Source organism: Actinomyces radicidentis (assembly GCF_001553565.1).
In the GTDB taxonomy this organism is placed as follows: Bacteria; Actinomycetota; Actinomycetes; order Actinomycetales; family Actinomycetaceae; genus Actinomyces; species Actinomyces radicidentis.
Genome location: NZ_CP014228.1, coordinates 2,935,991 through 2,958,826, shown reverse-complemented (window position 1 = coordinate 2,958,826; position 22,836 = coordinate 2,935,991). Strand labels below are relative to the sequence as shown.

The 22,836-nt window shown below is 72.2% G+C and carries 17 protein-coding genes; 11 read left to right on the top strand and 6 right to left on the bottom strand.

The window, feature by feature from the left end:
- Positions 1-112 precede the first annotated feature (112 nt).
- Positions 113-958 carry a lysophospholipid acyltransferase family protein gene (locus AXF14_RS12535; RefSeq protein WP_067943706.1) on the top strand — a complete coding sequence of 282 codons (846 nt, stop codon included), beginning with the start codon at positions 113-115 and terminating at the stop codon, positions 956-958.
- 50 nt (positions 959-1,008) lie between these two features.
- A complete protein-coding gene (locus AXF14_RS12530; RefSeq protein ID WP_067944443.1) occupies positions 1,009-2,031 on the top strand; it encodes an NAD(P)H-dependent glycerol-3-phosphate dehydrogenase in 1,023 nt (340 codons plus the stop codon).
- A 295-nt stretch (positions 2,032-2,326) separates the two neighbouring features.
- On the opposite strand, the gene AXF14_RS12525 is transcribed toward AXF14_RS12530, so the two are convergent.
- Positions 2,327-3,433 (bottom strand): IS110 family RNA-guided transposase, encoded by a 1,107-nt coding sequence (locus tag AXF14_RS12525; protein WP_067939027.1) that lies wholly within the window; start codon positions 3,431-3,433, stop codon positions 2,327-2,329.
- Between the two features lie 213 nt (positions 3,434-3,646).
- Positions 3,647-4,405: an AMIN-like domain-containing (lipo)protein gene (locus AXF14_RS12520; protein ID WP_067943704.1), complete on the bottom strand. Its 759-nt coding sequence runs from the start codon at positions 4,403-4,405 to the stop codon at positions 3,647-3,649.
- 111 nt (positions 4,406-4,516) lie between these two features.
- On the opposite strand from AXF14_RS12520, the gene AXF14_RS12515 reads away from it, so the two are divergent.
- Together AXF14_RS12515 and AXF14_RS12510 are read left to right on the top strand one after the other, a co-directional pair.
- The gene (locus tag AXF14_RS12515; protein WP_084355574.1) at positions 4,517-5,710 is read left to right on the top strand and encodes a D-alanine--D-alanine ligase family protein; all 1,194 of its coding nucleotides are present in this window, start codon (positions 4,517-4,519) and stop codon (positions 5,708-5,710) included.
- A 34-nt stretch (positions 5,711-5,744) separates the two neighbouring features.
- Complete coding sequence (locus tag AXF14_RS12510) at positions 5,745-6,881, top strand: thiamine-phosphate kinase (protein ID WP_084355573.1); 1,137 nt, start codon at positions 5,745-5,747, stop codon at positions 6,879-6,881.
- Between the two features lie 26 nt (positions 6,882-6,907).
- On the opposite strand, the gene AXF14_RS12505 is transcribed toward AXF14_RS12510, so the two are convergent.
- Positions 6,908-8,011, bottom strand: a complete 1,104-nt coding sequence (locus AXF14_RS12505) for a LacI family DNA-binding transcriptional regulator (RefSeq protein WP_067943700.1) — start codon at positions 8,009-8,011, stop codon at positions 6,908-6,910.
- A gap of 77 nt (positions 8,012-8,088) precedes the next feature.
- Here AXF14_RS12505 and AXF14_RS12500 point away from each other — a divergent pair, with 77 nt between their 5' ends.
- From AXF14_RS12500 to AXF14_RS12490, 3 genes are read left to right on the top strand one after another with little or no spacing between them, the layout of a single operon-like run.
- Complete coding sequence (locus AXF14_RS12500) at positions 8,089-9,378, top strand: MFS transporter (RefSeq protein ID WP_067943698.1); 1,290 nt, start codon at positions 8,089-8,091, stop codon at positions 9,376-9,378.
- A 48-nt stretch (positions 9,379-9,426) separates the two neighbouring features.
- Entirely contained in the window at positions 9,427-10,203 is a 777-nt protein-coding gene (locus AXF14_RS12495) for an alpha/beta hydrolase family protein (RefSeq protein WP_067943697.1), read from the top strand.
- A complete protein-coding gene (locus AXF14_RS12490; protein ID WP_067943695.1) occupies positions 10,200-11,183 on the top strand; it encodes an alpha/beta hydrolase in 984 nt (327 codons plus the stop codon). The genes AXF14_RS12495 and AXF14_RS12490 overlap by 4 nt, the downstream gene beginning before the upstream one ends.
- Positions 11,184-11,351: 168 nt before the next feature.
- Here the strand turns inward: AXF14_RS12490 and rpmB are convergent, their stop codons facing one another.
- A complete protein-coding gene (rpmB, locus tag AXF14_RS12485; RefSeq protein WP_067943690.1) occupies positions 11,352-11,543 on the bottom strand; it encodes a 50S ribosomal protein L28 in 192 nt (63 codons plus the stop codon).
- 393 nt (positions 11,544-11,936) lie between these two features.
- On the opposite strand from rpmB, the gene AXF14_RS12480 reads away from it, so the two are divergent.
- Positions 11,937-13,772 carry a DAK2 domain-containing protein gene (locus tag AXF14_RS12480; protein ID WP_084355722.1) on the top strand — a complete coding sequence of 612 codons (1,836 nt, stop codon included), beginning with the start codon at positions 11,937-11,939 and terminating at the stop codon, positions 13,770-13,772.
- A gap of 18 nt (positions 13,773-13,790) precedes the next feature.
- Positions 13,791-16,139: an ATP-dependent DNA helicase RecG gene (locus AXF14_RS12475; RefSeq protein ID WP_084355571.1), complete on the top strand. Its 2,349-nt coding sequence runs from the start codon at positions 13,791-13,793 to the stop codon at positions 16,137-16,139.
- Positions 16,140-16,160: 21 nt separating this feature from the next.
- Here AXF14_RS12475 and rsmD read toward each other — a convergent pair whose 3' ends face one another.
- Entirely contained in the window at positions 16,161-16,760 is a 600-nt protein-coding gene (rsmD, locus tag AXF14_RS12470) for a 16S rRNA (guanine(966)-N(2))-methyltransferase RsmD (RefSeq protein ID WP_084355570.1), read from the bottom strand.
- A 72-nt stretch (positions 16,761-16,832) separates the two neighbouring features.
- On the opposite strand from rsmD, the gene AXF14_RS12465 reads away from it, so the two are divergent.
- On the top strand, positions 16,833-20,156 hold the full coding sequence (locus AXF14_RS12465) for a glycoside hydrolase family 2 TIM barrel-domain containing protein (RefSeq protein ID WP_067943686.1): 3,324 nt from the start codon (positions 16,833-16,835) through the stop codon (positions 20,154-20,156).
- Positions 20,157-20,179: 23 nt separating this feature from the next.
- On the opposite strand, the gene AXF14_RS12460 is transcribed toward AXF14_RS12465, so the two are convergent.
- Positions 20,180-20,851: a class II aldolase/adducin family protein gene (locus AXF14_RS12460; protein WP_067943684.1), complete on the bottom strand. Its 672-nt coding sequence runs from the start codon at positions 20,849-20,851 to the stop codon at positions 20,180-20,182.
- Between the two features lie 203 nt (positions 20,852-21,054).
- Here AXF14_RS12460 and AXF14_RS12455 point away from each other — a divergent pair, with 203 nt between their 5' ends.
- A complete protein-coding gene (locus AXF14_RS12455; protein WP_067943682.1) occupies positions 21,055-22,833 on the top strand; it encodes an L-fucose isomerase in 1,779 nt (592 codons plus the stop codon).
- The last annotated feature ends 3 nt before the right edge of the window (positions 22,834-22,836 follow it).

Genomic DNA, 22,836 nt, shown 5'->3' with positions numbered 1-22,836 from the left:
CCCGCGGGGAGCCCTCCCCGCGCTCACGGCCGATGCCGTCGCGCCCGCCGGTGCGGCGGCGTCGTCGCGTCCGGGGCCCGGCGGCTACCCTGGTGCGGTGGCCACTCGACGCATGACCCCCTTCTACCGCTTCGCCGCCCGCGGCGCGATCATCCCCTTCCTCAAGGGCGTGAGCCGCCAGCACGTCACGGGCGCGGAGAACATCCCGAGGGACCGCGGCTTCATCGCCGTCGCGAACCACCTCTCCGACCTGGACTCCCTCACCGCCATGCGCGCCCTCGTCGACGAGGACGTCCCGATCTACTCCCTCATCAAGTCCGGCCTCTACGACGCCCCCGTCCTCGGGCACGTCTTCAAGGCCGGCGGTCAGATCCCCGTCTACCGCGGCACCGCCAAGGCCGGCGACGCCCTCGTCGAGGCCGAGCGCCGTCTGGCCCTGGGCGACCCGATCATGATCTTCCCCGAGGGCACCCTGTCCCGGGACCCGCTGCGCTGGCCCATGACCGGCAAGACGGGCGCCGCCCGCCTCGCCATGCGCACCGGCGTCCCCGTGCTGCCGATGGGGCAGTGGGGCGCCCACGAGATCCTCGACACCTACAACAAGAGCTTCAGGCCCTTCCCGCGCAAGGACGTCGAGGTCCGCATCGGCGAGCCCCTCGACCTCACCCGCTGCGGCTCCGACGTCGAGGACAAGGAGGCCGTGCGCGCCTGCACCGCCGAGATCATGCGGGCCATCACCGCCCTCGTCGAGGAGATCCGTGGGCAGAAGGCGCCCCGCCCCTTCGACATGAAGTACGACGGCGACCCCGGCAAGGGCCGCCTCGGCACCCGCCGCCCCGACCCGAGGACGGGGGAGACCGCCCCCGACGCCGCCACCGGCGCGGCTCCGGCACGCGACGAGGACGAGCCGCCCGTCGGCCCCGACGTCGCCGCCGACGAGCCGGGGCAGCCCGCGTGAGCGCCGCCGCGGAGAGGACGACGTCGGCCCCGACCTCATCCGGGCAGCCCCTGCCCTTCGAGCGCGCCGCTGTCATCGGCTCGGGCGCCTGGGGCACCACCTTCGCCTGCCTCCTCGGAGAGGTCGGCATCCCCACCACCGTGTGGGCGCGCCGCGAGGAGGTCGCCCGCGAGATCACGTTCGGCACCAACGAGCGCTACGTTCCCGGACGCCGCCTGCCCGAGGCGGTCACCGGCACCACGGACATGGCCGCCGCCGTGGACGGCGCCGGCCTCGTCGTCGTCGCCGTGCCCTCGCAGTCCGCCCGGGGCGTCCTGACGCCGCTGGCCGGGGGCCTCGCCGACGGCGCCGACGCCGTCTCCCTCATGAAGGGCGTCGAGCTCGGCACCGGGCTGCGCATGAGCCAGGTCCTCGGCGAGGCGCTCGCCCTGCCCGAGCAGCGGGTCGCCGTCGTCTCCGGTCCCAACCTCGCCGACGAGATCGCCGCCGGGCAGCCCACCGCCACCGTCGTCGCCGCCCGCGACCAGGAGCTCGCCGCCCGCGTCGCCGCCGCCTGCGCGACGAGCACCTTCCGGCCCTACACCAACGCCGACGTCCTCGGCGTCGAGCTGTGCGGCGCCGTCAAGAACGTCATCGCCCTTGCCGTGGGCTGCGCCGTCGGATGCGGCTTCGGCGACAACTCCAAGGCCACGATCATCACCCGCGGCCTCGTCGAGATCACCCGCCTCGGCCTCGCCCTCGGCGCCAGCCCGGAGACCTTCGCGGGCCTGGCCGGCATGGGCGACCTCGTCGCCACCTGCTCCTCGCCGCTGAGCCGCAACCAGACCTTCGGGCGTCACCTCGGCGAGGGCATGAGCGTGGAGGAGGCCGCGGCCGCCTCGCGCGGCGTCGCCGAGGGCGCCCGCTCGGCCCGCGCGGTCCTCGACCTCGCCACCGCCCACGGCATCGAGATGCCCATCACCGCGGGCGTCGTCGCCGTGGTCGAGGGCGCCGCCAGCGTCGACGAGATCACCGACGCCCTGCTCTCCCGCCCCCGTAAGACCGAGGGCGTCCACGGCGCCACCCTCGACTGATATGTAGGGGTTTCCTGTCAAGTGGCAGGGTGAAGAGGGGGCATCCACTGGCCGGTGGGTGCCCCCTCTTCGGCGTTGGCCGGTGGGGTGGGGGTGGCGTGTCTGGTGTTGACGCGTGGTCAGTCTGATATGCGCGGGTCTGTGTGCCGCATGACGCTGGTTTCGGTGGGAGGAGCTGGCTTGTCTGAGGTCGAGCGTGCCCTTGGGGGTGCTCACAGTCGAATCGCCGGTGTCCTCCTCACGCTGCTTCCCCTCTGGGCCCTGGTGGTGCCGGTCAGCGCGGTCTGCGGGGGTTCTAGTGGTCCATGACGGCCAGGGACCAGCACCAGCCTGCGAGCTCCCGGGCGATGGCGGTGTTGGCGATCGTGTGACGTTTGTGGTGGCTGGCCAGGGTCTGCCAGCGCCTGTTCAGGCGCCTGTTGCCGGTGTCGGCCCGGGTGGCGACGTCCCCGGGGACCTTGGCCCATGCGGCTCGCAGGGCGGGGCCGGGGCGGTAGGGGCTCTTGTGCTGCCAGGCGGCTTCGGTCAGGAGACGTCGGGCGTGGGTGTTGCCGGTCTTGGTGATGCCGCCCTGGGTGCGGGTCTGGCCCGAGGAGTGCTCGCAGGGGACCAGTCCGAGGTAGGAGGCGATGGTCGCGCCGGTGAAGCGGTGCCAGTCGCCGATCTCGACGGCGAGGGCGAAGCCGGTCAGTGTGGAGATGCCTCTCAGGCAGGACAGGCGGGCGGTGACGGGGGTGAACTCACTGTCGGCGGCCAGGGCGGCGATGGCGGTATCGAGGCGGTCGCGTCGTGCCAGGGTGTGGGTGACGGTGTCGTAGGCGTCGTCGAAGGCCGCGGTGGCGCCGGCGCCCAGGGCGGGGACGTCCTCGCGGCGCAGTGCGCGCAGCCAAGCGTCGTGGGCGGGTCCCCAGGTGGTCTTGCCGGGGTAGACCCATCCGCGGCGCAGCAGCATCTTGGACAGGCGGTGGCGGGCGGCCATGAGGTCGGTGCGGGCGTCGTCGCGGGATCGCACCAGGTCGCGGGCGCCCTCCTGGGCCAGGGTAGGGATGCGCACGGGCGTGATCGTGCCGTTCAGGGCGCACTCGGCCAGGAACATCGCGTCGGTGCGGTCGGTCTTGACCCGCTGTCCGGCGGGGCGGGCCAGCTTCGAGGGTGCGGCGACCTGCACCCGGTGGCCCGCGGCGGTCAGCTCGCGGGCCAGTCCGAAGCCGGTGGGGCCTGCCTCGTAGGTGATCAGCAGTGGTCCGTGCTCGGCGGCCAGGCGTGAGGCCAGGTCGATGGTGTGGCTGTACTCGCCGTCCAGGCGGCGTTGGATCACCTCGCCGGTGAGGGTATCGATGGCGGCGGCGCTCACGCTGCGGGCGTGAACGTCCAGCCCCAGGCTTGTACGCTCAGTAATCACCAGGGTCTCCTATGCATGTCGGCACCCCGCAGCGGTCCCCTAACGACCGCCTCGGTGGTGATCCACGAAGGTTGCATACGCGAGGCCCTGGCCCACAAGACCACGACGGCCTCGCGCACCCCCATAGCGTCTGAGGGCGAGGTCGGACCCGTGCTCGGGGACGCGCTCGACGTGAGACCCCGTGCGGCGGGCGGGCTTCGCGCGGGCGCGCCCTCAGGACGGGTCGCGCAGGTCGATGACCAGGCGGGTCGGGTTCGTCAGCGTCGTGACCCGGTACTGGCGCGCGTCGGTGGCGATGACCACCTGGAACTGGTCCTCGAAGGTGCCGTCCAGGTAGACCTGCTTGGTCCACGTGCCGTCGACGTCGTGGACGCCGAGGTCGGTGTAGGCGACCTTCTGGAGGTCCTCGGTCACGGGCATCTGCGTGTTCGTCCCGATGACCTGGAGGAGGTAGGCGCCGCCGGTGAGGCTGATCGCGTCCCCCTTGCCGAGGGTCGCGGCCTCGTCGACGAACTCGGCCCGGTAGCCCAGCGTGCCCTCGCCGCTCGTCTCGACGACGATCCGGTCGTAGCCGTCATGGCGCCCGAAGCGCAGGTCGGTCTCCACCCCGGCGCTGTCCGAGCCCTGCGGGTCCATCCCCTGCACGGCGCCCAGACCGCCCCACACCTCGTCGTCCGTGGGGGCAGAGGTGGCCGCGGCGGCGTCGTCCGCCTTCGTGAGCGGCGCGGGCGTGCCGGAGCTCGCCTCGGTGCTCCCGGCCGACGTCGCGGCGGCGGAGCCCGCGGCACTCGAGGACCCGGCGGCGGTGGCCGCGGCCGTCGTCGCCCCGGAGCCGGTGGAGGCGGCGCTGCTCGAGGCCGACCCGCCGCCCCCGCAGGCCGCGAGGCCGAGGGACAGGGCGGTGGCCGCGGAGAGTGCGGCCGCACGGCGGATCGCGGGGGAGGGGTGGAACGTGCTGCGCTGGCGTCGCATCGGGGGCTCCTGGGGACGTGGGGTTCCTGACTCGCCTCCCCGGTCGGCGTCGGCGCCGACCCGCGGGGGACGTTGCCTCAGCGTATCCGGTGCGGCGGTAGCGTTGGCCGCATGTCTGAGACCTCGGCGCCGCGTGGCGCGAGCACCCCCGTGACCGTCCCCGAGCGCCAGGAGGGCGCTCCCGCTCCCCGCCGCACCCGCGTCGCCGTCGTCTTCGGCGGCCGCTCCGGCGAGCACACCATCTCCTGCGCCACCGCCGCCGGCATCCTGTCCGCCATCGACCGCGACCGCTACGACGTCGTCCCCGTCGGCATCACCAAGAAGGGCCAGTGGGTCGTCGTCGACGACGACCCGGCCCCGCTCGAGCTCACCGACGGCGCCCCCGTCGAGATCACCGCCGAGGGCCTCGGCCGCGGCGAGCTCACCATGAAGCTCGGCGGCGGCGCGCTCACCGCCCTCACCCCGACCGGTCCGAGCATCCTCGGCACCGTCGACGTCGTCCTCCCGCTCCTCCACGGTCCCTACGGCGAGGACGGCACCATCCAGGGCATGCTCGAGATGCTCGACCTGCCCTACGTCGGCTGCGGCGTCCTCGCCTCCGCCGCCGGCATGGACAAGCAGGTCACCAAGGTCCTCCTCAACGCCGCCGGCATCCCCACCGCGCCGCACGTCGTCGTCGGCCCCCACCAGTGGCACCGCGACCGCGAGCTCGTCCTCGACGCCTGCGCCTCCCTGGACTACCCGCTCTTCGTCAAGCCCGCCCGCGCCGGCTCCTCCCTCGGCATCACCAAGGTGGAGCGCCCCGAGGACCTCGAGGCCGCCATCGAGACCGCCCGCGCCGTCGACCCCAAGGTCCTCGTCGAGTCCGGCGTCGTGGGCCGCGAGGTCGAGGTCGCTGTCCTCGGCGGCCACGGCGACGACGCGCCGCGCGTGGCCGAGCCCGGCGAGATCGCCATGGACGCCGACCACGGCGCCGGCGAGTTCTACGACTACGAGACCAAGTACCTCGCGCACGACGCCGTCCAGATGGTCTGCCCGGCGCGCATCACCCCCGAGGAGCGTGAGCTCCTCATGACCACCGCCGCCCGCGCCTTCGAGGCCATCGGCGGCGAGGGCCTCACCCGCGTCGACTTCTTCCTCACCCCGCGCGGCGAGGCCGTCGTCAACGAGGTCAACACGATGCCCGGCTTCACGCCCTTCTCCATGTACCCCTACATGTGGCAGGTCTCCGGCATGGGCTACACCGAGCTCGTCACCGAGCTCATCGAGCTGGCCCTCGAGCGCCCGCTCGGCGTCAACCGCTGAGGCAGTCGTGAGTGCCGTGGAGGAGAGCGCCGCAGTGGGCACCGCTCGGGGAGCCGCCGGGACCGGGGCTCCCGGAGCCGACCCCGCCGACGCCGTCGTCTCGGACCTGTCCGAGGAGGCGCTGCTCGCCGCCTTCACCCCGCTCCTGCCGGGCTCTGACCACGCCCTCGTCGGCAACGGCGACGACTGCGCCGTCCTCGCCGCCCCGGACGGGCGCTACGCCGTCAGCACGGACGTCCTGGTGGAGGGCCACCACTTCCGCACCGACTGGTCGAGCGCCCGCGAGATCGGCGCCCGCGCCGCCGCCCAGAACCTCGCAGACGCCGCCGCGATGGGCGCGAGGCCGACCGCCCTCGTCATGAGCCTCGTCCTGCCGGGCACGACCCCGGTCGCCTGGGTGCAGGACCTCGCCCGGGGGCTCGCCGAGGCCTGCGCTCCGGTCGGCGCCGGCGTCGTCGGGGGCGACCTGTCCGGCGGGGAGTCCCTCGTCCTCGCCGTCACCGTCCACGGGGACCTCGAAGGGCGCGCCCCCGTTCTGCGCTCCGGCGCGCGTCCGGGGAACCTCCTCGTCCACGTCGGCGCCCCAGGGCGCTCGCTCGCCGGCTACGAGCTGCTCGCCGCCGGCTGGGAGCCCGAGCCCGGCGGTCCTGCTACGGGTGCGGCCGGTGGAAGTGGGACGGCCTCGCAGCCTGGATCCGTGAGCGCCGCCGACACCGCGCGCCGTTGCGAGGACCTCTTCCGCGCTCCGCGGCCGCCGCTCGCGGCCGGCCCCGCGCTCGCGGGCGCCGGAGCCACCGCGATGATGGACGTCTCCGACTCGCTCCTGCGGGACGCCGGTCGCATCGCCCGCGCCTCCGGCGTCCTCATCGACGTCGACGACCCGGCCGACCCGGGCTCGCCGCTCCACGCCGACCTCCTCGCCCTCGCGCCCGTCGCCGGTCTCCTCGAGACCGACGACGACGCTGCCCGGGCGCGCGCCCGCCGCTGGGTCCTGACCGGCGGAGAGGACCACGGCATGCTCGCCACCGTCCCCGCCGACGCCGTCGGGAGCCTCCCGCAGGGCGCCGCCGTCATCGGCCGCGTCAGTGAGCCGGGGGAGGGCGGCCCTGGAGTCGTCGTCGGCGGCCGCCCCTGGGAGGGCTCCGTCGGCTGGGACCACTTCAGCGCCTGACCGTTGAGGCGCCAGGCCACTCAGTGCTAGATAGAGGCCCCCTTGCGCACGGGCATCGGCATGAGGAGCGTCTCGTTCATCGTGGCTTCCGGAGAATCCTCACCCGCGAGGAGCAGACGGACCGCGGATCGCCCCATCGCCAAGTGCGGCAGCGTCAGCGAGGTGAGTTCCGGATGCATCCATGACGAGAGCTCTGAGCCATCGAATGAGACGACGCTGATGTCGTCCGGGATCCGCAGTCCGGCCTCGGCTATCGCCTGGTACCCGCCGAGAGCGAGCGCATCATTCGCACATACGACGGCGGTCGGCCTCCGCCCAGCGGTGAGCACTGCGCTCATGGCTCGCCGCCCCGTCGGTGCGTCCCAAGCCGGAGCGTCAATCGGATCCATCGTCATCGAGCCGCCAGCGCGACTGAGGCGATCCGTCAGCCCCGCGAGTCGTCGGCTGAGGGCGAGCGGCTTGGTGCCCTGCCATTGGGTACTCGCCACCGCACCGCCCGGGAGGACACCGATGAAAGCGATGTCGTCAGCCCGGCCGGCCTTAATGAGAAGGTCGGCTGCATCACGGCCAGCGCCTTCCTCGTCGGGGAGCACTGAGGGTAGCCGCTGGCGCGTGTCGAGACAGTTGAGGAGAACAGTCGGCTCCTTCAGAAGTACCTCTGGCACCACGACCTCACGAGTGAACATCGAGGCGTAGATGAAGCCGTCCACCTGGCGGTCGATGAGATTCGCGATCAGCTGCTGCTCGAGGCTGGAGTCACCGAGTGTCTCTGTTGTGAAGAGAAGAGTGCCTTTGGAATGCGCCCCGTCGATGACGCCTTTGACCAGACCGTTAGCACCGGCCGTCGTGGTGATGTAGTCCGAGATGAGCGCAATAGTGCCGGACTCGCCCGTGCGAAGGATGGTCGCGATGACATTGGGACGGTAACCCAGCTCGGCGGCGGCCTCGAGGACTCGTTGGGCTGTGGCGGGGGCAACACGTTGGTCCTTACGACCGTTGAGGACGAACGAGGCGATGGTGCGGGAGACACCCGCCCTGGCGGCGACCTGCGCCTGGGTGACTCGTTGAGATCTCGACATCGGGGTCGCCTCCGTGTGGATGTGTGCTAACAGGTGTTGACGCACGGCCATGTCAAGTCTACATTGGGGGCGCTAACACCAGTTAGCGCTCGTGCAAGTGCAGTGGTATCGCGAAGGGGCGATGACTCATGACCTCATCAGCAATCAGGACGCCTTCCCCGTGGTGGGTCGCGTTCGCGGCCGGAATGGCAACCTTCGTCGATCAGGTCGCCATCATGGGCTTCGGCACCGCCCTCGTCCTCTACCAATCTGCCGGAGCCATCACTCCGAGCAACGTTGGTGTCCTCACCTCGCTCTCGACGATCGCGCTGGCGATCGGGGCGCTCACCGGTGGGCGTCTAGGCGACCGTTTCGGTCGACGCACCATCTTTCTGCTGACGATGGTTCTCATTGCGGTCGGTACCGGTCTGGCTGCGTGGTCGACCAGTTTCCCTGCCCTCGTGCTGAGCTTCATCTTGTTCGGAGTGGGCACGGGCGCGGACCTACCGGTCGCGCTTGCGACGATCTCGGAGGCAGCGAGCGACGACAATCGTGCGCGGCTCGTCACCTTCTCGAACCTGCTCGGGACGCTGGGTATTACAACGGCAATCGGTTGTGGGATCCTCTTCGGGGGCCTTGGAATCGTCGGCGGCCGGATCATCTTCGGCGTGGCGTGTGCTTCGGCCGTGGTAGGGCTCCTCCTCCGGCTGACTGTGCCTGAGTCCACTGCGTGGCGTCAGGCTCGCGCCGAGTCGGAGCGCGGAGCCCTCACCGTCCGAGCCCGGCACAGTTCCGTCCGCGATCTCCTGACGGGCGAGTACGTCCGTCCGCTATGGATCCTCCTCACGTACTACACGCTTGCGACTATTGCTGTGCTGGTGGCCGGTCAGTTCTCGACCTATGTGGCTGTCAACCTTGCCGGCATGTCGGTGCAGAGCTACTCGAGCGTCTCGATGCTGGCGTTGCCTGCTGCGATCATCGGGGCGCTGTGGTTCATGAAGATCGCTGATACGCCCAAGCGCATTCGGTACTACGTCGCAGGCTCGCTTGGGGTTGTGGCGTCGAACGCAATTCCCGCACTGCTCGGTTTCACTCCGGTCACAGTGATCACGTCGCTTGTCCTCTCTACGTTCGCAGGTGCGTTCTGCTACGAGATCATCATGAAGGTCTGGACGCAGGAGTCGTTTCCGACACTGCTTCGGTCCACCGCTCAGGGAGTCGTCTACTCGGTCGCTCGGTTTGCGGCCGCGATTCTCGCGATCTTCACGCCGACGCTCCTGGGGATGAATGCTCGGGTGCTTTATGGCGTGCTGTCCGTCGTAGTCGGGGTCGGATTCCTCGTCGGCTATCTCGGGTTCCGCAACGTGCGTGGCACGGTGTTCGACGTTGAGGCTGAGCCCGAGTCGCTGAGTGAGACTGCGGTGCCCGCCGAAGTGTGAGGGGCTGATGCTCCGTCCAGGTCTGAGAAATAGTAAGGAGAGATCTTCATGCACCAGCAGTACGTCGAGATCCAGGGGAGTTCCGGAATCCTTCGAGGTACCGCATATCTCCCAGAGACAGGAGAGCCGAGGCCCGTCGCGGTCCTGTGCCACGGCTTCGGGGGGACGCGGTGGGAGGGGGGCTTGCTCCCCGATATTGGTCGAGCACTCGCAGAGAAGGGTGTCGCCGCCCTCGCGGTTGATCGAACGGGCCAGGGCGAGTCCGACGGCTCATTCTTCGATGTGACGGTGCAGCGGGACGTTGACGACGTCGAGCACATCCTCGATTACGCCCGGTCGCTCAAGGAGATGGACCCTCAGGATGTCCACCTGATGGGAATCAGCCTCGGAGCGGTCGTCGCGACGATCGTCGCCGCTCTTCGGCCGGACCAGGTCCGCAGCCTCAGTCTCATGTCAACGGCGTGCTCGTTCGCGGACGAGATCCGCGGCGGGAAGCTCCAGGGCATGCCTCTGTTCGTCATCGATGAGCAGGGATACCTCGACTTCTACGGGCACCGCCTCGGGCCGGCGATCGTCGAGGCCTCGAAGGACATCGATCTCTTCGAGGCGGCCAGGGGATTCCAGGGACCCGTTCGGCTGCTTCATGGTGAGAAGGACTTCATCCCGGTCGAGTACGTGCGCCGGTACCTCGATGTCTACGGTGATCAGGCGGACCTGACCGTCAGCCCGACGGCTGACCATGGTTGGACCAACGTTTCCGACCGCGACCTGGTGGAGTCTGAGATCGTCAACTTCATCGCACGGCACGCGCGGGGTGTCCAGTGAGCGCCGTCGCTGGGCCGGAGTGGTTCGATGCCCACCTAGATCCCGCGTATCGCGCAGCTCTGGATGCCTTCGAGACATTGGTTCCATCGTCGATCGACGATCTAGACGCGGAAGGTCGACGTGCTGCACAGGCAACGACCTTCCTACCTGAACCGGAGTGGGTTGCTGAACGTGTTACCTGGCACGACGTCTGGGTGCCCTCGCCAGATCCAGGACGTGAGGTGCGGCTCCGCGTTTATCAGCCCCGCACCGGTGAGCACGAGCGGCCCGCCGTGCTGTGTGTGCACGGGGGTGGTATGTGGGCGGGGACCATCGAGTCCGAGCACACGATCTTTGCTGGGATCGCGGACCGGAACGATGCTGTCTGCGTCTCCGTCGACTACCGGCTTGCACCTGAGCATCCATTCCCTGCGGGGCTCGACGACGTGATGGTTGGGCTCAGGTGGCTCGCCAACGAGGCCTGTGCCCTTCGCGTCGATCCTGCGCGGATCGCCCTCTACGGCGGGAGCGCCGGAGGAGGGCTCGTGCTCGGTGCTGCCCTCCGCTCCCGTGATGAGGGTGGACCATCCGTTTGCTTCGTGCAGGCCCTGTATCCGATGATTGACGACACCTCGAGCACGCCGTCGTCGTACCAGGTTATTCGGCACGGTGCCGGCGTGTGGAGCCGTGCGAACAACGTCGAGGGCTGGGGGTGGTATCTGGACGGACAGGATCCCTCGATCTACGCCGCTCCGGCGCGCGCGTCAGTCGATCAGCTCAGGGGCCTCTCGCCCGTGTACCTCGATGTCGGCGAGCTCGACCTCTTCCGGGACGAGGATCTTGCTCTCGCAGCTCGGCTGAGCGCGGCTGGCGTGCCGGTTGAGCTGCACCTGACTCCCGGCCTTTTCCACGGGGCCGAGAACGTCGCACCCGATGCGCGGGCCAGCGAACGGATCTTTTCCTACCGCTACGCGGCGATGGCTCGTCACCTCGGTCGCTGAGCGGCTCCGCTCCGCGATGGATGACTGGGCCCTCCTGGCTTGAGGCTGGGAGGGTCCAAGTCGTCTCACTCGGGGCTCGTATGGGCGCTCTCGACGCTTGACCGACACGACGAAGGCCGCCACCCTCTCGGGTGACGGCCCTCCAGTGCCTGATCGGCGGGTACGCGCTCAGACGTTGCGCGTGACCTTGCCGGCCTTGAGGCAGGACGTGCACACGTTGAGGCGCTTGGGGGCGCCGTTCACGAGAGCACGCACACGCTGGATGTTGGGGTTCCACCGGCGGTTGGTCCGCACGTGGGAGTGCGAGACGCTCTTGCCGAAGATGGGGCCCTTGCCGCAGACGTCGCACACAGCAGCCACGGTTCACTCCTGAAATCTTCTTGCTTCAACGCTCGAACCATCCGGTCCGGCGCCAGGTCCACCGCCCAGGGACAACCGTCCCGAGCAACCCGAACACAATAGCCGACGGCGGTACCTCGCCCCAAGCGGGTCGGGCGTGGGCTGAGGCACACGGGGGCCGCACCGTCCGGAGGAGGCCCCCGCGTCCACAGCGGGCCCGCCCCCGCAGGAGAGCGCGGCCGCGCCAGGGTACCCTGGCCGCACGGGTCCTCGTCCCCGCGTCGGGAACGGCACCGGACCCGCCGACGCACCGGGTCGCCCCCGGTGGTGCAGCACAGCAGGGGAGGGCACGTGACACCGACACCCGCGCCCCAGGCCGCCCTCGACGCGACCCTCCTGCGCCGCTGGATCCGCATGGCCGAGCACACCGCCGGAGCCACCCGCGGCCTCGTCGACTCCCTCAACGTCTTCCCCGTCCCCGACTCGGACACCGGCTCCAACGTCTGGCTCACCCTGCGCTGGGCCGCCGACGCCCTCGACCTCCTGCCCGCCCGCGCCGACCTCTCCCAGGCGGCCCGCGCCGTCGCCGACGGCGCCGTGCGCGGGGCCCGGGGCAACTCCGGCCTCCTCGTCTCCCAGGCCCTCGCCGCCGTCTCCGACGTCGCCGCTGAGGCCCCCGACCCCGCCCGCCTGCGCCCCGTCGAGCTCGTCCACGTCTACGAGCGCATGGCCGCCACCACCTGGGCGGCAGTGTCCCGCCCGGTCACCGGCACCCTCCTCACCGTCGCCCACGACGCCGCGGCCGCCGCGCGCACGAGCCTGGAGGAGGCCGCCGCCTCCCGGCCAGCCACGATCGGCCTCATCGCTTCTTCCGCCGCGCTCGGCGCCCAGGAGAGCGTCGTCGAGACCGCCGGCCTCGGCCACGGGCCCGTCGACGCCGGCGGCGCGGCCCTCATGCTGCTGCTCACGAGCCTCACCGACGCCGTCGAGTCCGCCAGCCTGCCCGACCCCGCCCTCGGGCAGGACGCCGGTTCCCTGCCCGCGCCCTTCACGCAGGTCGCCCGGCAGATGCTCGCCGACCTCGCCGCCGGCGGCGTCACCCACGCGGGCGAGGACCGAGTCTCGGCCGAGGACGCCTCCCAGGGCGAGTTCGAGGTCATGTACCTCCTCGAGGCCACCGCCTCTCAGGCCCGCGAGCTGCGCGCCCGCCTCGAGGCCATCGGCGACTCCGTCGGCGTCGTCGGCACCCCTGACGCGCTCGGCGTCGGCCTCTTCCAGGTCCACGTCCACACCGACACCCCGCGCGCCGCCCTGCCGACCGTCGGCCGAGCCAGGCAGGTCTGCGTCCACCACCTTCATCCCACGGCCCTCGCCGTGGCCACCGGTTGGGAGGCCGACGAGCCGCCCCTGCCCTGGGCGGGCACCACCGGCGCCGACGATGGCCGCGTCGTCTCCTTCGAGCGTCTCGCCGCCCGACGCGAGCAGCGCCGCGCCGCCGAGCGCGAGAGCGCCCGCCGCGTCCACCCGTCCCAGCTGGGCCAGGCCAGCAGTGCCCGACCCCACCAGGACGCCCGCCGTCGCGGCACCGGCGTCATCGCCTGCACCCGCGCACCCGGCCTCCTCGAGCAGCTCGCCCGCACCGGCGCCGTCGTCGTCCTCGACCCCGAGCGCGAGGGCATCGTCCGCGCCGCCGGCGACCTCGGCCTGCCCGAGGCCCTCGTGCTGCCCTGCGACGCAGCCTCCACCGCCCAGGCCCACGAGGCCGCCCGCTTCCTCGCCGCCCGCTCCGCCGTCTCCACCGTCCGCGGGCCCGGCGGCGCCCGCAGCGTCGACGACGCCCAGCCCTCCGGCCAGGCGGCCGCCGGCACCCGCCTCCTCGTCGCCGACACCGACGACGAGGCCCGCGTCCTCGCCGCCGCCGTCGCCGTCGCCGGGCACGGCGAGACCGAGGACCTCTCCGACCTCTCGCGCCGCGCCTGGGACGCCGCCGCCGTCCTGCGCACCACCGCCCTCACCGGCTCCGCAGCCGACCCCGACGCCGCCGCCCGCGCCGTCGGCGAGATCCTGCGCCCCGAGGACGAGCTCCTCACCGTCATCCTCGGCCGCGACTCCCTGCCCGACGTCGGAGCCCTCGTCTCCGACGCCGCCGCCCGCTTCGGCGAGGAGGTCCTCGGTGAGGCCGACGCCGTCGAGGTCGTCGTCCACGCCGGTGGCCAGGCCGCCCCCGACGTCCTCATCGCCGTCGAGTAGCAGCGAGCCCACCGCGACATGCCCCGCACCAGCCCCGCCGCACCCGCGCCCCGCGGCTCCGTCCCCCTCCTGGACCGGCCGCTCGCCAAGGTCCTCGGCAAGCGCACCGCCGACCAGCTCGCCAAGCAGGGCGTCGAGACCGCCGGCCAGCTCCTCCGCCTCCTGCCCCGCCGCTACGACACCTGGGGCGACCTCACCGACCTGCGCACCCTCGTCGAGGGCGAGCAGGCCACCATCCAGGCGCAGGTCGTGCGCTGCTCCACCCGACGCACCCGGTCCGGTCGCCCACCCGCCATCCTCGAGGCCACCGTCACCGACGGCGCCGGCACCATGGACGTCGTCCTCTTCGGCGCCGTCGGCCTCCTCGCCCACCAGGCCGAGCAGCTGAGCCCCGGCACCACCGTCCTCATGTCCGGCAAGGTCGGCTCCCACCACGGACGCACCCAGCTCGCGAACCCCCGCTTCCAGGTCCTCGACGAGCTCGACGAGGCCGAGCGCGAGGCCCTCGTCGCCCGCCCCATGCCGGTCTACCCGGCCACCGAGGCCCTGCCGTCCTGGCGCGTCGCCAAGGCCGTCCAGGTGGTCCTCGACCAGCTCGGCCCGGGCGACGTCCCCGAGCCCCTGCCCGTCGAGGTCCGCGAGGCCAACCACCTCGTCGACGCCCTCACCGCCTACCGCTACGTGCACGTCCCCCAGGACGCCGAGCAGTGGCGCGCGGGCCGGGACCGCCTCCGTCACGAGGAGGCCTTCGTCCTCCAGGCCGCCCTCGCCCAGCGCCGCGCCGCCCACGAGGCCAGCCGCACCGCCGTCGCCTGGCCCGTCCCCGAGGCCACCGGCTCCCTGCGCGCGGACCTGGACGCCTCCCTCCCGTACGAGCTCACCGCGGGGCAGCGGCGCGTCGGCGACGAGCTCGCCGCGGCGCTCGCCTCCACGGTCCCCATGCAGCGCCTCCTCCAGGGCGACGTCGGAAGCGGCAAGACCCTCGTCGCCCTGCGCGCCATGCTGCAGGTGGTCGGCGCCGGCGGGCAGGCGGCGCTCCTCGCCCCCACCGAGGTCCTAGCCGCCCAGCACCGAGCCAGCCTCGAGGCCCTCCTCGGGCCCCTCGGCCAGGCCGGGCTGCTCGGCAGCGCCCTCGCCGACTCCGAGCGCGCCACGCGCGTGCACCTCCTCACCGGCTCCACCCCGGCCGCCCAGCGCCGAGACGTCCTCGCCGCCCTCGCCGGCGGCGAGCCCGCCATCGTCGTCGGCACCCACGCCCTGCTGTCCGACACGGTGCAGATCCCCTTCCTCGGGCTCGTCGTCGTCGACGAGCAGCACCGCTTCGGCGTCGCCCAGCGTGACGCCCTGCGCGAGCGCGGCGACGCCCGCGACCCCGGCGCTCGCCCCGACGACCCGGCAGCCTCCGAGCCGCGCACGCCGCACCTCCTCGTCATGACTGCCACCCCGATCCCGCGCACCATCGCGATGACGGTCTTCGGGGACCTCGAGACGAGCGTCCTCGACGAGCTCCCCGCCGGCCGCAGCCACGTCGAGACGCACCTCGTGCCCTGGGAGCGTCAGGCCTGGGTCGACGGCGTGTGGCGCCGCGCCGCCCAGGAGGTCGCCGCCGGCGGTCGCGTCTACGTCGTCTGCCCCCGCATCGACGTCACCGAGGAGACACAGCCAGGGCTCGCTGAGGGCGCTGAGGACGGGGGAGAGGACCTGCCCGACGACCTCCTCGACGCCCTCGCTGAGGGTGACGCCCCTGCCCGTCCCCTCGCGGCCGTCACCGAGTGGGAGCAGAGGCTCGCCGCCGAGCCCGCGCTCGCGGGCCTCGCCGTCGCCACCGTCACCGGTCGCATGAGCCAGGCGGAGAAGGACGCCGCCATGGCGACCTTCGCCTCGGGGGAGACCCCGATCCTGCTCGCGACCACCGTCATCGAGGTCGGCGTCGACGTCCCCGCGGCCACGATGATGGTCATCCTCGACGCCGACCGCTTCGGCCTGTCCCAGCTCCACCAGCTGCGCGGCCGAGTCGGGCGAGGCTCGCGCCCCAGCATCTGCATGGCGGTCACGGGAGTCGAGGTCGGATCGCCCGCCTTCCACCGCCTCAAGGCCTTCGCCGAGACCACCGACGGCTTCAGGCTCGCCGAGGCGGACCTCGAGCTGCGCAGCGAGGGCAACGTCCTCGGAGCCGCCCAGTCGGGGCGCCGCAGCGACCTGACCCTCCTGCGGGTCACCAAGGACGGTCGGCTCATCGAGCGGGCGCGGCAGGAGGCCGAGGCCGTCGTCGCGTACGACCCGGGGCTCACCGAGCACCGCGACCTCGCCGCCGCCATCGCCGACCGCCTCGACGAGGAGTCCCAGGCCTACCTCGAGCGGGCCTGAGACGGGAGGGACTCCGGTCGCTCAGACCTGGTCGTCCGCAGGGGCGTCGTCAGCGTCCTCGGCGTCCGGCTCGGCGAACCAGACAGCCGTCTCCCCGTACTTCTTCTCGCTGAAGCGCCGCAGGCCCTTCGGCCAGCTCGGCTCAGGGGACCGGGTCGAGCGCTCCAGGGCGATGACGGCGCCCGGTGCGAGCCACGGGTCCTGCGTGCGCGCGAGCGGCTCGAGCATGGCGACGATGCCCGCCTCGTCGACGTCGTAGGGCGGGTCGATGAGGACGAGGTCGACCGGGGCGCCGGCGGGGCCGGCGAGGAAGGTCGCGACCTTCGCCGTCACGGTGCGGACGCCCTTGAGGCCCAGCGCCCGCGTGTTCGCCTGGCAGACCTGGGCGGCGGAGCGGGCGGCGTCCACGAGGGTGACGTCCGTGGCGCCGCGGCTCGCGGCCTCCAGCCCGAGGGCACCGGAGCCGGCGCACAGGTCGAGGACACGGGCGCCGTCGACGACCCCGTAGTGCTCGAGGCGGCCGAAGAGGGCCTCCCGGACGCGCTCGGAGGTGGGGCGCGTGCCCGAGCGGGGCACGTCGATCCTGCGTCCGCCGGCGACCCCGGCCACGATCCTCGTCATGGCCCCGACCCTAGCGGAGGCCGTCATAGGCTTCTCCGTGCAAGGACGCCCGCAGCCCGAGGAGAGCCGCCGATGACCCACGCCACGATCGCGCCGAAGGCCACCCCGGACCGCCCCGACTGGGCCCTGCCCCTCGTCCCCGGTCCCGGGCGCGGTCGCCACCTCCCGCCGCGCGCCTGGACCCCGGGCTCGGACGCGCCGTCGCTGAGCCTCGACGGCACCTGGGCCTTCCGCCTCCACACCACCGCCCAGCCCGAGGGCACCGGTCCCGACGGCGCCCCCGTCGAGCCGGTCTTCGACACGGACGACGACGCCCTCGGCCCCTGGAGCACCATCGAGCTGCCCGCCACGTGGGTCCTCACCGGCGACGGCGAGCGCGGGCTGCCGATCTACACCAACGTCCAGCTGCCCATCCCGCTGGACCCGCCGTTCGTTCCCGACGCGAACCCGACGGCGGACCACGTCCGCACCGTCGACGTCCCCGAGGACTGGGGGATCGGCGAGGAGGGCGCGCTCGACGTCCTGCGCCTCGATGGCGTCGAGTCCTTCGCCTCCGTGTGGGTCAACGGGACCTGGATCGGCACCACCCAGGGCTCCCGCCTCGCCACCGAGCTCGACCTCACCGGCGTCCTCCACCCCGGCGAGAACACGCTCGCGATCCGCGTCTCGCAGTGGTCGCCCGGCACCTACGTCGAGGACCAGGACCAGTGGTGGCTGCCCGGCATCTTCCGCGACGTCACCCTCCTGCACCGCCTCGCCGGCCGTGTCGACGACCTCTTCGCACGCGCCGACTACGACCCGGCCACCGGCGCCGGCGTCCTCGAAGTCGACGTCGACGCCCCCGCGGTCGCCTTCCCCGTCACCGTCCGCCTCCCCGAGCTCGACGCACGCACCGTCCTCGACCGTCCCGGCACAGCCCGCCTCGACCTGCCCGCCGTCGAGCCCTGGAGCGCCGAGGAGCCCCGCCTCTACGGTCTCGCCGTCGAGGCGGCAGGCGAGACCGTGCGCGCCCGGGTCGGATTCCGTCGCGTCGAGGTCGTCGACGGGCAGGTCCGCGCCAACGGCCGCCGCCTCGTCCTCGCCGGCGTCAACCGCCACGAGGTGAGCGCCCGCCGCGGCCGCGTCCTCGACGAGGCGTGGGTCCGTGCCGACCTGGCCCTCATGAAGGCCCACAACGTCAACGCCATCCGCACCTCCCACTACCCGCCGCACCCGCGCGTCCTCGAGCTCGCCGACGAGCTCGGCTTCTGGGTCATGGAGGAGTGCGACCTGGAGACCCACGCCTTCGAGACGGCCGGCTGGGAGGGTAACCCCGCCGACGACCCCGCCTGGACCGGGGCCCTCCTCGACCGCGCCCGCCGCATGGTCGAGCGCGACAAGAACCACCCCTCCATCGTTTTCTGGTCGCTCGGCAACGAGTCCGGCACGGGGCGGAACCTCGCTGCCATGAGCGCCTGGATCCGCGCGCGCGACCCGCGCCGCCCGATCCACTACGAGTCCGACTTCGCCGGCGCCTACACGGACCTGAGCTCCCGCATGTACCCGACGCTCGAGGAGGTCGACGCCGTCGTCGGCGCCCCCTCCCGCGACGTCGTCGGCGCTCCTGCCGCCACGCCGATCGCCTGCCCCGGCTACCCCGCCTCGCGGCTGACACCGGCGCAGGCCGCCCACGTCCGCACCCTTCCCTACGTCATGTGCGAGTACCTCCACGCCATGGGCACCGGCCCCGGCGGCATCGAGGGCTACACGGCCCAGGTCCTGCCCAACCCGCGCCACCTCGGCGGCTTCGTGTGGGAGTGGCGCGACCACGCCCTCGTCGACCCGCGCCCGGAGGCCGGTGGCGCCCTGCGCTACGGCGGCGACTTCGGGGAGGCCGTCCACGACGGGAGCTTCGTCTGCGACGGCATGGTCTCCGCGACCTCCGCGCCCAGCGCCGGCACGACCGCCTGGGCCAACGCCGTCGCACCCGTCGTCGCCACCCCGGTGCTCGACCGGCTCGACTCACCCGACGCCCCCGGCGCGGTCGGCACGGTGCTCGTCGAGAACCGCTTCCACACGCGCACCACGGACCGGCTGCTCCTCGTGGTCCAGGCCCTCGTCGAGAACGCCGGCGACGGCGTGCGGGTCCTGCGCACCCCGCTGCCCGTGATCACGCCGGGGGACTCCCGGCTCGTCGCCGTCGAGGGACTCGCCGAGGCGATCGCGGAGCTGCGCGAGCGGGCCGGTGGGGAGGCCGTCCACGTCCTCGCCGCCGTCCTCGACCCGGTCGTTCCGGGCGCCTCCGACGACGGCCCCGTCCAGGTCGACCCGGCCACGGGCGCGGCGCTCCTGCCCCAGGTGGGCCGCGACGACCATGGGCTGCGCGTGCTGTCGACCCGTGAGACGAGCATCGAGACGGGACCCGTCACGGCGCCCGCCGTCCCGCGCGTCAGCGTCGTGGAGCCCGGATCCGCTGAGGGCACCGCGGCCCGCCTCGCCGGCGGCGCCCTCGACCTCGGCGACGGGCTCGTCCTCGGCGCCGACGGCCGCAGCCTCAGCCTCGGCGGCGTCGCGCTCGCCGGTCCCGACGTCACCGCGTGGCGCGCCCCCACGGACAACGACGAGGGGCACGGCCCCGTCGAGTACTGGACGAGGCCGCCGGCACCCGGCGACCTCGGAATCGGCGGCGGCGCCAGCGGCTGGGGCATGCCCTCCTCCGCCGACCGCTGGCGGGAGGCGCGCCTGAACCTCCTCACCGAGAGGCACGTCGGCACCCGCCTCGAGACGAGCACCGGCCCCGACGGCGCCCCCGTCACCTCGGCCGTCGTCACGAGCCGCGCCTCCGCCCCCAACGCCGCCTGGCGCCTCGACGTCACCACCCGCGTCACCCCCGAGCGCGGGGGAGCGCGCCTGCGCACGAGCATCGTCCCGGTCGGCCCGCTGCCTCCCGTCCTGCCGCGCCTCGGCGTGCGCCTGGGCCTGCCCGCCACGCTCAGCCGCGCCACCTGGACCGGCACCGGCCCCGCCCCCTCCTACGCGGACCTCACCGGGGCGCTGCGACACGGCGTCTTCACCGGCGAGGTCGAGGAGCTCTGGCAGCAGCCGGTCCGCCCGCAGGAGGGCGGCACCCGCACCGGCCTGCGCAGCCTCTGGCTCGACGGCCCGGGCCTGCGCGCCATGGTCCTCGTCCCGGTCGGTCTGCCGACCTCCTTCTCGTTGAGCCCCTGGAGCCCGGAGAACCTCACCGCCGCCGAGCACGTCGAGGAGCTGAAGCGCGACGAGCGCCTGTGGCTCCACCTCGACGCTCTCCACCACGGCATCGGCACCCGCTCCTGCGGCCCCGACGTCCGCCCCGAGGCGGCCGCGGCGCCCCGGCCCGTCGTCGTCGAGGCGTGGATTGGGGTACAGCGGGCGTGACGACGGCGCGCCTGCCGGCGGACCTACGCCTTGTCCGCAGTGGGCGCCGACTGGCCGTAGCCCGTGTCACGGATCTTCCGTGCGACGGCGTCGATCTGCTCGTCGGAAAGGATCCTTGGCGCGCCGACGGTGCGGGTGCGCAGGTAGAGTTCGCACACCCACTCCAGCTCCTGGACCAGGGTGTACGTCGAGCGCAGGTCGGGGCCGGCCACGACGGAGCCGTGGTTGCTCATGAGGGCGGCGGTGCGTCCCTTGAGGGCGCGGGCGACGTTCTCAGCCAGCTCCTCGGAGCCGTAGATGGCGTAGTCCGCCACTCGCACGTCCGGGCCACCGAACATCGAGATGTAGTAGTGGACGGCGGGCAGGGCCGTCACGCCCTCGAGTGAGGCCACGGCTGTGGCGGCGTAGGAGTGGGTGTGGATGACCGAGGGCTGGCCGGTCACGCGCATCGTCGTCAGGTGCAGGCCTAGCTCACTGGCAGGCTTGAGGGGCCCGTCGACCTGGGTGCCCGTCGCGTACTCGACGACGGAGACGAGATCGGGCCGCATGTCCTCGTAGGGCAGGCCCGATGGAGTGACGGCGACGAGGTCGTCCGCCCGGATCGACAGGTTGCCCGCGGTGCCGACGACCAGCCCGTCGGTGGCGAGGTGGGAGCAGGCGTCGGAGATCTGGCGTCGGGCGTCTTCCAGGAGCATCGGCTTTCCTTTCACGTGGGCCGTGCGCGGCATCGTTGCCGGCTCGCCTATGGTCGCATGTTTGCGCTCTCACGTCCACAGTTCCCACGAAGAGAGTTGCTATCCCTAGATGCTTGACTGTGGAAGAGATGATGTGCAGATAATTTGTGTGCGCTCACATCCCGGTGAGTCCTGGTCATCGACGCCCAGAAAGGTTCAGCACCATGTCAGTTGCCACCACCTACCCGGCCATCGGCATCCGCCCCCTCATCGACGGCCGTCGTCGTGGGGTCCGTGAGTCCCTCGAGGACAAGACCATGCGCCTCGCGCACGACGTCGCCGAGCTCATCGCCGCGAACGTCACCTACCCGGACGGCACGCCCGTGCGCACCGTCATCTCCGACACGACGATCGGCGGCGTCGCCGAGGCCAACGGCTGCAAGGAGCAGTTCCGCACCGAGAACGTCTGCGCCGACCTCACGGTCACGGCCTCGTGGAACTACATCACGGAGGTCCTCGATCTCGACGCGAGCATCCCCCACGCCGTCTGGGGCTTCAACGGCACGGAGCGCCCCGGCGCCGTCACGCTGGCCGCCGCGGCCGCCGCCTACAACCAGCTCGGCATCCCCTGCTTCGGGATCTACGGCCACGAGGTCCAGGACGCGGACGACTCCGGGCTCACGGACGATGTCGTCGAGAACATCCTGCGCTACGTGCGCGCCGCCCTCGCCGTCGGCCTCATGAAGGGACGCAGCTACCTGTCGATCGGCACCGTCTCCATGGGTATCGCCGGGTGCCGCGCTCCCGAGCAGTTCCTGGTCGACTACCTTGGCATGCGCGCGGAGTACATCGACATGATCGAGATCGACCGCCGCATCGCTCAGGGGATCTACGACCAGGAGGAGTACGAGAAGGCCGTCGCGTGGGCCCGAGAGCACCTCACGATCGGCGAGAACCACAACCCCGAGGCCAACCGCGTCTCGCAGGAGGAGTACGACGAGCAGTTCGACTACTGCATCAAGATGCTCCTCATCGGCCGCGACCTCATGGAGGGCAACCCGCGCCTGGCCGAGCTCGGCTTCGCCGAGGAGGCGGGTGGCCACGACGCCATCGCCGCCGGGTTCCAGGGCCAGCGGCAGTGGACGGACTACAAGCCCAACGGCGACATCATGGAGACCCTCCTCAACACCACCTTCGACTGGAACGGCAAGCGCCAGGAGAAGGTCTTCGCCACTGAGGGCGACGCCGGTAACGGCCTAGCCATGCTCTTCAACTCGGTCCTCACCCAGCGCCCCCAGCTCTTCAGCGACGTGCGCACCTACTGGAGCCCGGAGTCCGTCAAGCGCGTGACCGGCTACACCCTCGAGGGACACGCCGCCGACGGCTTCATCGACCTGCGCAACTCCGGCGCGACGACCCTCAACGCGACCGGTCAGGAGAAGGACGAGGACGGCAAAGCCATCATCAAGCACTGGTGGGAGATCACCGACGAGGACATCGCCAACGACCTCGCCGCGACCACCTTCCACGCCGCGACCAAGGAGTACTTCCCGGGCGGTGGCTTCTCGACGCACTTCGCCACCGCTGGCGGGATGCCTGTGACGGCCACTCGCCTCAACTTCGTCGCGGGGCAGGGCCCCGTCCTCCAGATCTCGGAGGGCTGGACCGTCGAGCTGCCCGAGGAGGTCCGGCACCAGATCGAGGACCGCACCGACCCGACCTGGCCGACAACCTTCTTCGTGCCGCGGATCACCGGTGAGGGCGCCTTCACCTCCGTCTACGACTGGATGGCCCACTGGGGCGCCAACCACACCGCCACCGGATACGGCCACTTCGGCGCCGACCTCATCACGCTGGCCTCGATGCTCCGCATCCCGGTCTACATGCACAACGTGCCACGCGAGCACATCATGCGGCCCAAGGCGTGGATCCCGTTCGGGACGAGCGACCTCGAGGGAGCCGACTTCCGCGCCTGCGCCGCCTTCGGCCCGCTCTACCGCTGAGGC

Coding starts and splice junctions, on each gene's coding strand:
- AXF14_RS12535 (WP_067943706.1), top strand. CDS start 113: ATGACCCCCTTCTACCGCTTCGCCGCCCGCGGCGCGATCATCCCCTTC.
- AXF14_RS12520 (WP_067943704.1), bottom strand. CDS start 4,405: ATGCGACGCCAGCGCAGCACGTTCCACCCCTCCCCCGCGATCCGCCGT.
- AXF14_RS12515 (WP_084355574.1), top strand. CDS start 4,517: ATGTCTGAGACCTCGGCGCCGCGTGGCGCGAGCACCCCCGTGACCGTC.
- AXF14_RS12505 (WP_067943700.1), bottom strand. CDS start 8,011: ATGGCCGTGCGTCAACACCTGTTAGCACACATCCACACGGAGGCGACC.
- AXF14_RS12500 (WP_067943698.1), top strand. CDS start 8,089: ATGACCTCATCAGCAATCAGGACGCCTTCCCCGTGGTGGGTCGCGTTC.
- AXF14_RS12495 (WP_067943697.1), top strand. CDS start 9,427: ATGCACCAGCAGTACGTCGAGATCCAGGGGAGTTCCGGAATCCTTCGA.
- AXF14_RS12480 (WP_084355722.1), top strand. CDS start 11,937: ATGGCCGAGCACACCGCCGGAGCCACCCGCGGCCTCGTCGACTCCCTC.
- AXF14_RS12475 (WP_084355571.1), top strand. CDS start 13,791: ATGCCCCGCACCAGCCCCGCCGCACCCGCGCCCCGCGGCTCCGTCCCC.
- rsmD (WP_084355570.1), bottom strand. CDS start 16,760: ATGACGAGGATCGTGGCCGGGGTCGCCGGCGGACGCAGGATCGACGTG.
- AXF14_RS12465 (WP_067943686.1), top strand. CDS start 16,833: ATGACCCACGCCACGATCGCGCCGAAGGCCACCCCGGACCGCCCCGAC.
- AXF14_RS12460 (WP_067943684.1), bottom strand. CDS start 20,851: ATGCTCCTGGAAGACGCCCGACGCCAGATCTCCGACGCCTGCTCCCAC.
- AXF14_RS12455 (WP_067943682.1), top strand. CDS start 21,055: ATGTCAGTTGCCACCACCTACCCGGCCATCGGCATCCGCCCCCTCATC.